The organism is Psychrobacillus sp., assembly GCF_056205495.1.
In genome coordinates this window covers 1-11,603 of the sequence record NZ_JBAEAP010000088.1, presented here as the reverse complement: position 1 = coordinate 11,603, position 11,603 = coordinate 1, and the positions used below count along the sequence as shown (strand labels likewise).

10 protein-coding genes are annotated in these 11,603 nt (G+C 36.7%); 2 read left to right on the top strand and 8 right to left on the bottom strand.

Annotation, left to right across the window (positions count from 1 at the left end; genetic code table 11):
* Window positions 1-100 precede the first annotated feature (100 nt).
* A complete protein-coding gene (locus AC06OU_RS02785; RefSeq protein WP_475853827.1) occupies window positions 101-229 on the top strand; it encodes a hypothetical protein in 129 nt (42 codons plus the stop codon).
* A gap of 365 nt (window positions 230-594) precedes the next feature.
* Here AC06OU_RS02785 and AC06OU_RS02780 read toward each other — a convergent pair whose 3' ends face one another.
* From AC06OU_RS02780 to AC06OU_RS02745, 8 genes are all read right to left on the bottom strand, one after another.
* A complete protein-coding gene (locus AC06OU_RS02780; RefSeq protein WP_169358504.1) occupies window positions 595-909 on the bottom strand; it encodes a DUF4288 domain-containing protein in 315 nt (104 codons plus the stop codon).
* 264 nt (window positions 910-1,173) lie between these two features.
* Complete coding sequence (locus AC06OU_RS02775; RefSeq protein WP_475853825.1) at window positions 1,174-2,988, bottom strand: ABC transporter ATP-binding protein; 1,815 nt, start codon at window positions 2,986-2,988, stop codon at window positions 1,174-1,176.
* Window positions 2,981-4,723 carry an ABC transporter ATP-binding protein gene (locus tag AC06OU_RS02770; RefSeq protein ID WP_475853823.1) on the bottom strand — a complete coding sequence of 581 codons (1,743 nt, stop codon included), beginning with the start codon at window positions 4,721-4,723 and terminating at the stop codon, window positions 2,981-2,983. The genes AC06OU_RS02775 and AC06OU_RS02770 overlap by 8 nt, the downstream gene beginning before the upstream one ends.
* A 16-nt stretch (window positions 4,724-4,739) precedes the next feature.
* Window positions 4,740-5,210, bottom strand: a complete 471-nt coding sequence (locus AC06OU_RS02765; protein ID WP_475853821.1) for a PadR family transcriptional regulator — start codon at window positions 5,208-5,210, stop codon at window positions 4,740-4,742.
* A 158-nt stretch (window positions 5,211-5,368) separates the two neighbouring features.
* Complete coding sequence (locus AC06OU_RS02760; protein ID WP_298470893.1) at window positions 5,369-6,895, bottom strand: FAD-dependent oxidoreductase; 1,527 nt, start codon at window positions 6,893-6,895, stop codon at window positions 5,369-5,371.
* Between the two features lie 493 nt (window positions 6,896-7,388).
* Complete coding sequence (locus tag AC06OU_RS02755; protein ID WP_475853819.1) at window positions 7,389-8,786, bottom strand: alanine/glycine:cation symporter family protein; 1,398 nt, start codon at window positions 8,784-8,786, stop codon at window positions 7,389-7,391.
* Between the two features lie 261 nt (window positions 8,787-9,047).
* On the bottom strand, window positions 9,048-9,977 hold the full coding sequence (locus AC06OU_RS02750) for a manganese-dependent inorganic pyrophosphatase (RefSeq protein WP_475853817.1): 930 nt from the start codon (window positions 9,975-9,977) through the stop codon (window positions 9,048-9,050).
* Between the two features lie 39 nt (window positions 9,978-10,016).
* On the bottom strand, window positions 10,017-10,466 hold the full coding sequence (locus AC06OU_RS02745; RefSeq protein WP_298470888.1) for an Rrf2 family transcriptional regulator: 450 nt from the start codon (window positions 10,464-10,466) through the stop codon (window positions 10,017-10,019).
* 225 nt (window positions 10,467-10,691) lie between these two features.
* On the opposite strand from AC06OU_RS02745, the gene hmpA reads away from it, so the two are divergent.
* Window positions 10,692-11,603 (top strand): NO-inducible flavohemoprotein (gene hmpA / locus AC06OU_RS02740; RefSeq protein WP_475853829.1); only part of this gene is annotated, 912 nt, incomplete at its 3' end.

Here is an 11,603-nt window from a genome sequence, read left to right as displayed (position 1 = left end):
TGGCTAATGAGAAGCAATATAAGCAAGCTACCATCTTTTATGAACAAGGTTTTAATTATCATATAAAACAATCAAAAGTATCTAATTGGGAGGAATTATTGTGAAAAAATTATTTGTTGGAGTTATTTGTGTGGTTGCATTAGGATTATGTACAGTGGGTGGTTCAGTTCTTTCATTAGAAGACAAACCATCAATCACTTCAATTAAACCTGTTTCTAAATTTCTTTAATATTTACACAAAAAAGTCATCAGTTTTATAAACTGATGACTTTTTTCAATTTTTGATGATATTTAATCCTAATACAAGCTACCTTTCAATCGCATACATCTCCAACCCTCTCCCCTTATCTCTTCAATGCAAAACATATAGTACTCACAAGTTTTATATTAGAGATCTCTAGTTGAATTTCGTTACGGGAGAAACTACTCTTATGGGAACAGAGAAGTCCATCAAAAGTCGAAGGTTTACCTGTGGGCATAGTGCATAGAATGGATATCGCCGATTCCGTATTTTGGTTTAAAGTCCACAGGCTACGTTAGTAAATAGTATAAGGCCCTCAGTTCTATCAACTGAGGGCCTTTTTTATCTTCTTTTCAATAAGTTCTATCTAGGTGAGCTGCTTCATCGAGGATTATATGGTGGCTGTAGACTTCTGCAAATTCTAGTGATTCTTCAATTTTGTCAACCATTTCGAAAACATCAAGAATCATCACTAATTTTATTATTGTCTTTTCTCCAAAGGCATTGGTATAAGTGACGTCTTTAAAATGTTCCTTTACTAAACGATCTACATCTTCAAATCTAGGTGCTCGAACGATGTTGATGGTTTCTTCAAATGTTTTATTAGGCATAGATTCAGGCGAGGAAATATGTTCAAATAATAGTTTGACCGAAAACGTTCTCTCCATTCTTTTCACCTCAGTTCCTTTTTTTTCTTATCTTAATTATTGAACATTCTTGTACTAAAAGCTACTTCTTTAAGTTGTGAAAGTCTCTATTGAAAATAGCTCTAAAACGTAAAAAAAATTAGCTACTTTCATACTAAGGTTTATATCTTTTGTTGTATAATTCGACTTATATTTCACTTTAGGCACCTAAAGTTAATAGTTCTAAAATACTTTTAATTTTAAAAAAATCTGTGAGGCCATTGACAAGCCTCACAGATTTTTATATTAAATATTAAATTGACTTTCATATAGGTCATAGTAGAACCCTTTTTTCCGAAGTAACTCCTCATGTGTTCCAGATTCAATTAGCGTCCCATGATGGATAACCAATATTCGATCAGCGTTTTCTATCGTTTTTAGGCGATGTGCAATCACAAAGCTGGTTCGTCCTTCCGATAACCTATTTAATCCTCGCTGAATCTCAATCTCTGTCTTCGTATCTATACTAGAAGTAGCTTCATCTAATATGAGAATGTCCGAATCCGCCAATATTACTCTAGCAATCGCTAGAAGCTGTCTCTGACCCTGGCTAAGACTTGAGCCACCGGAGGTGATGATTGTCTCATACTGGTCTGGCAAGTGCTTGATGAAACTATGAGCAGATGCCATTTTGGCTGCAGCTACAACTTCCTCATCTGAAGCATTTAAACGTCCATAGCGAATATTCTCCATAATTGTTCCGGAAAACAAGAACGTATCTTGAAGAACGATTCCAATTTTTTCTCGGAGCTGGCTAATTTTATAGTTATGAATGTTAACCCCATCTATTTGTATACTTCCGGAATCAATATCATAAAAGCGCATAAGTAGATTTATAATAGTTGTTTTGCCGGATCCAGTGGGACCAACTAATGCAACCTTCTCTCCTGCCTTTACCTGAAAGGTTATGTCCTTTAGGATTGGGGCTTCCTTTTCATAGGAGAAGTTTACATGAGAAAATTGTACATCCCCCTTGAAGGATTTTATATCTAAAGCATTTCCCTTGTCCTGCATGTCTGGTGATTCATCCATAATCTCAAATACCCTTTCGGCCCCTGCTATCGCAGATTGAAAAGTGTTAAGTAAGTTAGATAGCTGGTTAATTGGACGGAAGAATTGACGAGAATAGGTAACAAAAGCAGCAATAATTCCAACTGTCGCCATCTCTTGTACTGTCATTACTGCCCCTACTCCGATAATTAGCGCAAGTCCAAGATTATTGATGAAGTTATTGATTGGACCTAAAAATCCGGATACTGTATCAGCTGCCATGGCGGAGCCTCGCAGCCTTTCATTTACAGTTGAAAATTTATTAAACGTATTCTCTTCTTGTCCAAAAAGAGTAATAACCTCATTACCTGAGATTGCTTCCTCTATAAAACCATTCAACTCTCCTAAATCTCGCTGTCTTTTTATAAAGTTACTGCTGCTATATTTGATAATTTTTTTCGTAGTAAAAATGATTAGCGGAATGATTAGCAGTGATACAATCGCTAATATCCAGTTTAATGCAAACATTGCGATAGCCACTCCACTTACCATCAGAATGGAAGAAAATATTTGGATAACGCTTTGACTCAATGCATTATTTAAGCTCTCTATATCATTCGTCACACGACTCATAAGATCTCCATGTGTCCGTTTATCAAAAAATCGTAATGATAAGGTTTGGAATTTAATAAACAATTCCTGGCGTAGTGTTTGGATGGTTTTTAGCGACACGCGCACCATTAAAAATGTTTGTAGCCAAGTGAATATCGAAGATGCTGTATATACTAATGCTAAAAATATTAAGAAACGAAGAGTTCCATTTAAATCCTTAGGAATAATATAGTCATCAATTATGACTCCGATAAGGTATGGTGCAAGTAAATTTAGCAAGGTGGATACAATAACAAAGCCGCTTGCTGCGATGAGAGCTATTTTTTGTTTCTCTAAGTAACCCCATATTCTCTTAATGGTGCCTTTACTATCCTTTGCCTTGACCACAGGGCCTCCGAATCCTCTTGGACCACGAGCCCTTCCCATGGCATTGGGTGGTTGAGTGGATGCTTTATTCATCTGAAAGGACCCCCTTCCCACTTTGCGTTTCATAAATCTCTCTATATACCTTACTAGTCTGCAAAAGCTCATCGTGTGAGCCAGTAGCTTCAATACGACCATCGTCAATGACTAATATTTGATCGGCATCAATGATAGAAGATATTTTAGAAGAAATGATAAACACCGTTGCTTCTCCGTACTGTTCTTTTAAAGTCTTTTGTATTGCTGCTTCAGACAACGCATCTACTGCCGATGTAGAATCATCAAAAACTAGAATCTTAGGCTGGCGTATAAAAGCCCGCGCCATGGATAAGCGTTGCTTCTGCCCTCCGGATAAATTGGTTGCACCCTGCATCAGCTCATGCTCAAATTCTTGCTCCAGCTTCTCGATAAACTCGTAGGCTACTGCCGAGCGAGCTGCATTTTCCATCTGTCTAATATCTGCATTTTCATTTCCATAGCGTAAATTTTCTTCGATAGTACCAGAGAACAAAGTAGCCTTTTGAGGGACAAATCCGATTAGACTTCGTAACTCTTTTAAAGGATATTCCTTAATATCTTTACCACCTATTCGAATCATTCCCGTGTCTGGGTCATATAACCGAGAGATTAACTTTACTAGGGTAGACTTACCGCTTCCTGTTGATCCAATTATGCCAATTGTATCTCCAGGATTCGCGTGAAATGAGATGTCCTTTAAGACATATTCACCGTTTTTACTATAGCTAAAGTTAACTTGGTTAAATTCTACTTCTCCAGTTACATAAGTTTGATGTATCGGATTTACTGGCTCTTGTATTTCAATATTCGTATCTAAAACTTGCTGAATACGGTTTGCTGAGGTAAAGGAACGAGTAATTTGCATTAATACATGACTACTTGAGATAAGACCATTCATAATAATATTAAGATAATTGATAAAAGCTAGAATAACTCCAACCTGCATAGTCCCTTCATCTACTCTGATGGCACCCATCCACATCCCAAAAACAACACCTACGTTTACGATAAATAACATGACAGGCATTAGCGATAAGATGACTTGTTCTGCAGCCATATTTCTTTTAGTCAAAGTATCATTCACATTTTTAAAAGATTCTATTTCATGATGCTTTCGATTAAATGCTTTTATAACTCGAATACCAGAAAATGTCTCTTGTAACTTCGTATTTACTTTATCCATTGCCTTCTGAACCTTGACGAAAAGCTTGCCTGTTCTGGAAGAGAAGAAATAAATAAATGCCATTAAAATAGGTATAGTCACTAATAATACTGGAAATAACTCTCTTGCAGTGACCCATACGATAATAACTGAGCCTATAAACAACAATGGTCCTCGTACGAAAATACGTAATGTCATCATTAATGCCTGCTGTACTGAAGTGACATCATTTGTCACAATCGTGATAAGCTTTCCGGTACCATAGGTATCTGTGTTTCCACTAGAAAATTGCTGTGTCTTTTGAAAGACATCTCTCCGAATGTCAGCAGCAAAATTGACTGCAGCCTTGGAACTATAAACCGTACAACCAGCTCCTCCTATTAAACCGATAAATGCAGTGACGAGCATTAATATACTCATCTGGATAACATAGGCATTATCATTTTGCGCAATACCATTATCGATAATATGCTGCATAATCGTTGGCTGGAGTAAATCCATTGCCACTTCTAAACACATGAGTAAAGGAGCTAATATAGCAAAAACCGTATATGGTTTTAAATAACGAAGCAGCTTTTGTAGGGATTTCATATATTATCTCCCCCTTCTATAGATTTTCTTTTTGCAACTGCTTTGTTATAGATTGAATGAAAGCTGTTAACTGAACTGTTTTTTCCTTATCTTTTCTGGAGGCTTTTACTGCTTTCCTTAATTCTTCCTCCCATAGATCGAGTGTCTCTTTAAGCAGAATGGCCTCCGACGAATTTTGCCATTCCCATCTTGCTTGCCAATTGTCCCAAAAATCTCCTGTTTTTTGTTTAGAGTATTCTTTAAGTCGAGACTGCCCCTTGTCACCCAGAGAGTAAATCTTCTTCTCTGATTCAAGTAACAACTCAATCATTTCCTGCTCCAGCAATTCCTGCAAAGCTGGATACACGGTCCCAGCACTGGCTGAATAAAATCCTCCAGCTCGCCTTTCTAATTCCTTCATCAGCTGATAACCATGCTTTGGACCTTCCTCCAACAAATGTAGTATCGCTAGCTGAACAAACCCTCTTCTCCTTTTTATATCGATCACTTCCTTTATGTATATCGATAATTTTAATCGATATACTTTAGAAAGACAATACTAATGATATCTGAAAGCCGGAATAAGAAAAACAACACAAAAAAAGAGCCAAGAAGGTATAAATAACTTTCTTGGCTCTTATATAACGGCTAATAACATTAGCCTTCTTAGTTTAATCTTTTTAATGGTTCGAACGCTGGTCCCTCCAGCACCTCACCTTTATAGTTAAAGCGCGAACCATGACATGGACAATCCCAAGAGCTCTCTGCATTATTAAACGCAACATCGCAACCCAAATGGGTGCATACTGGTTTAACTAAATACACTTTTCCATCCTGGTCCTTGTATGCGCCTACCTTTTTTCCTTCTACTTTTACAATATCACCTGTACCTACTTTTAAATCCTCAAGTTGGAGATCTACTTTTTCAGTCTTACCTTTAACGAATTCCTTAGCAACACTCGCGTTAGCTTTTGTGAATTTAGTAATATCTTCTTTTTTCATTTTTGATCTTGTAGGTGCAAAGAATTCTGCGAACCGGTTTTCTTTCCCTAATACATTGTCTACCATAATTTGAGCAGCAACTACACTGTTAGTCATACCCCATTTTCGGTAACCAGTGGCCACTAATACATCTGGTTTGTCAGAGGTCATTACACCAATATAAGGGACTTTATCTAATGTTTCTAAATCTTGTGCAGACCATCGATAGTTATACGATTGAAAGTTAAACTTTTCCCGACCATAGGCAGCTAAAGTTTCATACTTAGCAGTAGTATCTCCCTCCTGCCTTCCTGTCACATGACCCTCTCCGCCCAACAGAATATATCTTTTCCCGTCTGATCCTAAGGCTGAACGAATTGACCTTGTGGGTTGCTCTACATTAATGTACATACCCTTCGGAGAGCTTTTTTCTGCAGGAGCGGCTATGACATAAGACCGGTGTGGTTCTAACCGTGTAAAATATAAACCATTTTCATCATTAAAAGGATAATGACTGCAAACGAGAATTTTCTTCGCTTTTATCTTATGACCGTCTACTGTTTTAACAATATTGTCTGATAGAAGATCTTTAGCACGAGTCTCTTCAAAGAAATGTACCCCATTTTGTACTGAGTGATCTACTAAAGCTTTTGCATATTTTACAGGATGAAACTGTCCTTGGTTGTCTAACCTAAGTGCTTTTTTCACCTGATATGGAAGCTCTGTTTGTTCCGTTAAAGTAGCAGGTCCAATACCTAATTTCTGATAGGCGTCCATTTCTTTTGTAACAGTATCTACTCCATCTTCCGTATCTGCATATATGTAGGCAGGCACTTTTTCAAAATCACATTTAATATCTAAATCGGAGACAGTACGTTCCACGAAGTTAAGAGCGTCCACCTGTGCTTCATAGTATAACTTCGCTTTTTCTTCATTAAAGGTATTGATCAGTTGCTGGTAGACATGTCCATGCTGGGTAGTTACTTTTGCAGTCGTGAAACCTGTAGTCCCATGTAAAATTTTACTTCCCTCTATAACTGCTACTGATTTACCACTTTTACTTAATAAATACGCAGCAGTTATTCCTGTTAAACCTGCTCCAACTACTAATACGTCTACTTCTATATTTTCATTTAATTTAGGAAACAATGGGAGTTCATTATTAGCTAACCAATAAGACTCTAAGTTTCCTGGTAATATCTTTTCTGTCATTATGTTTCCTCCTTTATTTATACTAGTGTCTATCTATTCATGAAAGTTTATTCAACAGAATCCATTTCTAAATTCCTTTTTTAAGGATAAACACGAACAATTCAAAGAGAATAATAAAATTTATTTGTTTTTAACAAGAGAGTAGAATGGATTTTAAATCTAGGGGATGCTTTTCCATAGGACTAGTGTATGGCTGAAGCTTGTCGATTGATTATAATCCTGCATTTAAAATGAAACTCTATTTATGAAGTTGCTGCACAGAACGTAAATTGATGGATAGTAACTCTTAATCCTTTGATACCCGTCCCATATTATTACAAAACGCATTAGGTAAAATACAACTAGTTTTTATAATAGGTTGGTACGGCTAGAACACCTTATACAAAGACTTCTTGGCAAAATAATTATTATTAGATAAAAATAAAGCTGCGAAATTTTACTGTTCGTAAAATTTTCGCAGCCTTTATGAGAATGTTTCCAGCTTCTTTACTGATTATCTATCTTCTTCTTCCCAGCACTCTGTATTTTTCAGTCCTGGAATTGATTTTGCATAAAAGACTGGATCTTCCCCTTTTTTTCGTTGCCTTGTAAAATCGTCTAATACCTTAAAGGCTACTTTACCCAAGAGGATTATGACCGCTATATTCAGCGTTGCCATTAATCCCATAAACAGATCGGCTAGGCTCCAAACGAGCTGAACATGTGCAATGGAACCAAACATGACCATACCTAATACGACAAAACGATAAGCCGTAAGCCATCCCTTGCTTGCATTCATAAATTCTATATTCGTTTCCCCATAATAATAGTTACCCATAACAGAACTAAAGGCAAAGAAAAGAATAGCTATTGCTACAAAGTAAGGAGCCCATTCACCAACATGAACAGCTAATGAGTTCTGGGTAAGAACAACCCCATCATCTTCACCTGTGCTATAAAGGCCTGCCAAAATAATAATAAATGCGGTTGCTGAACAAATGATAATTGTATCAAAAAATACACCTAAACTTTGAACAAGACCTTGTTTCGCTGGATGAGATACGCTTGCCGTTGCAGCAGCATTTGGAACACTCCCCATCCCTGCCTCATTAGAAAATAAGCCACGTCTAACTCCTTGCATGATTGCCGCTCCAATTGTCCCGCCTACAGCTTCCTCTAGACCAAACGCATGTGTAACAATTAATTTGAATACTCCTGGAACTTCAGAAATATTTGTAATAACTACAAAAAGAGTAATAGCCAAATAGAATAGGGCCATTACAGGAACAACTATCTGAGTAACACGGACAATCCTATGTACACCGCCAAAGATAATAATTGCTGTTAATATAACTAAAACGATTCCAATTAAATAAGGAGGAATATCAAATACCTCTCCTACAGAAGCAGCAATTGTATTCGATTGAACTGCATTAAATATAAAACCAAAACACAAGATTAAAAGAATACTAAACACAATTCCAAGCTTTCTACTTCCTAGTGCTTTCTCCATGTAGTATGCGGGACCACCACGAAAGTTTTTACCGTCTCTCACCTTATATACTTGCGCTAAAGTACTTTCAATAAATGCAGTCGCCATACCAATAATAGCTATGATCCACATCCAAAATACAGCCCCTGGCCCGCCAATACCTATCGCTAAAGCCACTCCCGTTATATTACCTGTACCTACTCGAGATGCAGTACTAATTGTAAAAGCTTGAAAGGGAGAAACTCCACCCTTTTCTTCTTTTTTCTCTGTAATTAAACGAAACATCTCTCCAAACAAACGAAACTGAACAAATTTTGTGCTAAACGTAAAATAAAGGCCTGCTCCAACGAGCAAGGCAATCAATATATAAGTCCATAAAATATTATTGAACCCATCCACAGCGGTTTCAAGCCACCCCATATTATTTCCCTCCTAATTTTATACTCTTTGCTATATACCCTATTTGTCCTACAAAAAACAAAATAACGTAAATTAATTTTATTTTTCCCTGATAAAGATTTGTTTTTACTAGTTCTTAGTTATTAATAAAACTATTTTTGCAACCTATCCAACGACGGAGATAACTCTTTTTCTCTACTATAAAAAAATACCCTAAGAGATTTTACTCTTAGGGTATTTTCCAATGTTAATTCCTAGAAACTACACTAGAAATTTTTATATTTATTCAGCTAATGCCTCTGTTAATGCCGGTACTACTTGCTTCTTACGAGAAACGACTCCTTTTAATAATGCAACATTATTAACGAATGCCACATTAAATGCTGCCTCCGCTTTTAATGCCATTTTCCCTAACGCTAAAGCAACGGAGTCATTATTCAAGATATCTGTTACTACAAAGAAGAAGAGGTCTAATTCTTTTTCTTGAATTTCAACGTTAATCAATTCTTCTAATTGCTCTTGACGTCCCATCACATCATTTACATCAACAGCATTAACTTGAGCAATGATTACCTTATGTTCACCCATAGTGAACTCTTTCGCATCTAAGGAAAGTAGGTCCTCTAGGCTCTTATCGCTAAGATCAGCTCCAGCTTTAAGCATAGCTAGGCCATACTCTTCCACATTTACACCTGCTAGTTTTTCTAATTCACGCGCAGCCGTAATATCTTCTTCCGTGCACGTTGGAGATTTAAATAATAACGTATCTGAAACAATAGCGGATAGCATCAAGCCGGCAATGTTAGATGGTATTTCGATACCTTTTTCTTTAAATATTTTATTAATAATCGTAGCAGTACACCCTACTGGCTCTGCGCGATAATACAAAGGATCTGCTGTTTCAAAGTTAGCGATACGATGATGGTCAATAACCTCTGTAATCTGTACTTCTTCTATTCCAATTGCACTTTGTTGTTTTTCATTGTGATCTACTAGAATTACTTTTTTCGCTTCCGTTTCTACATTTTTTATCAATCGCGGAGCTTCAAACCCAAATTTCTCAAGTGCATATTTAGTCTCATTGTTTAATTCGCCTAAACGAACTGCCTCAGCCTCTACGCCAATTGCATTTTTTAAATATGCATACACAATAGCGGAAGTAATTGTATCTGTATCAGGGTTTTGATGTCCAAAAACTAGTACCTTTTCCATGAATAATCCTCCTAAAAATCTTTTTCCGACCTTATTTTATCATATATCTTGTCTATCATTGAAAAGTAAATTTGCTAATACATCCTTGTTATTAAGAAAGTCTGCAAGTGTATATTCGTCTAGCACCGTTAAATAGGCTTTTAGTGCTCTATTTAAAGCTCTCCTTAACCCGCAAGCTGGAGTTATGACACATCGATTTGCCTGACAATCAAAGCATTCTACTAAATGGAAATCATCCTCTGTCTTCCGTACAACTTGTCCTATGTTAATCTCCCCTGGTTCCATAGCCAAACGAATACCGCCACCTCTGCCACGAATCGTTTCAATATACCCAAGTTTCCCTAAATCATAAGTCACTTTCATTAAATGATTTTTAGAAATACCATATGCTTCTGAAATGTCTTTAATAGTTGATAGGTCGCCTTTGTTTTTTGCTCCTAGATAGATCAATACTCGAAGCGAAAAGTCTGTATACATTGTCATTCTCATACTAACACCGCCATTCATTCCATTATACCTACTATGACAAACTCGTGAAAGAAATGTGACTGTTTATTTACAAAGATTAAAAGATGTATTTTATATATTGCTTTTAATTTTGATGAGGGGTATGTTGAACTTATAAAAACAAAGCGCTATTATTTATGCTCTTGTGAAGAAGTCATGCAGGCACATACGGATAGCGCTGAAAATGAAAAGGATGTGCAGATGCATATGTTATCCCAACACACAATTGATATAGTAAAATCCACTGTCCCTGTCTTAGAAGTACACGGAGTAGCAATCACAACTACATTTTATAGAAATCTTTTTGAAGCTCATCCAGAGCTATTAAATATTTTTAATCATGCAAACCAAGAGAAAGGTCGCCAGCAAAATGCTTTAGCTAATACGGTCTATGCCGCAGCTGTTCATATTGATAACTTAGCTGCTATTATTCCTGCCGTAAAACAGATTGGGCAAAAGCATGTAAGTTTAGGGATTAAGCCTGAACATTATCCGATTGTCGGTCAACATCTATTAGGAGCTATAAAAGAAGTATTAGGCGATGCGGCAACAGACGAAATAATTAATGCATGGGCTGAAGCATATGGAGTGATCGCAGATGCTTTTATAGGAATTGAAGAGGATATGTACGTAGCAGCCGAAAATCAAGAAGGTGGCTGGAGATTTTTTAAAGACTTTATCATTACTAATAAGATGAAGGAAAGCGATAATATTACCTCATTTTACTTTAAGCCTGCAGACGAAGGTGCCTTACCTTCCTATGAACCAGGTCAATATATTACTGTACGAGTAAATATTCCAGGAGAACAATATTTGATGAACAGACAATATAGTCTATCTAAAGCTTCTGATTTAGACGCATTCCGAATCTCCGTAAAGAAAGAAGACGAAAGCAATCCTGAAGGAAAAGTATCCGTACATCTTCATAAACAAATGAATATAGGTGATAAAGTGGAGATAAGCGCTCCTGCTGGGGAGTTTACGCTCAATAAGGAAGAAACTGCTCCAGTAACTTTTATTAGCGGCGGAGTAGGAATTACACCTATGATGAGTATGCTTGAAACAGTAGCAAACAATCAGCCTGAACGTTCTGTTTCCTTTATATATAGTACACGTAAA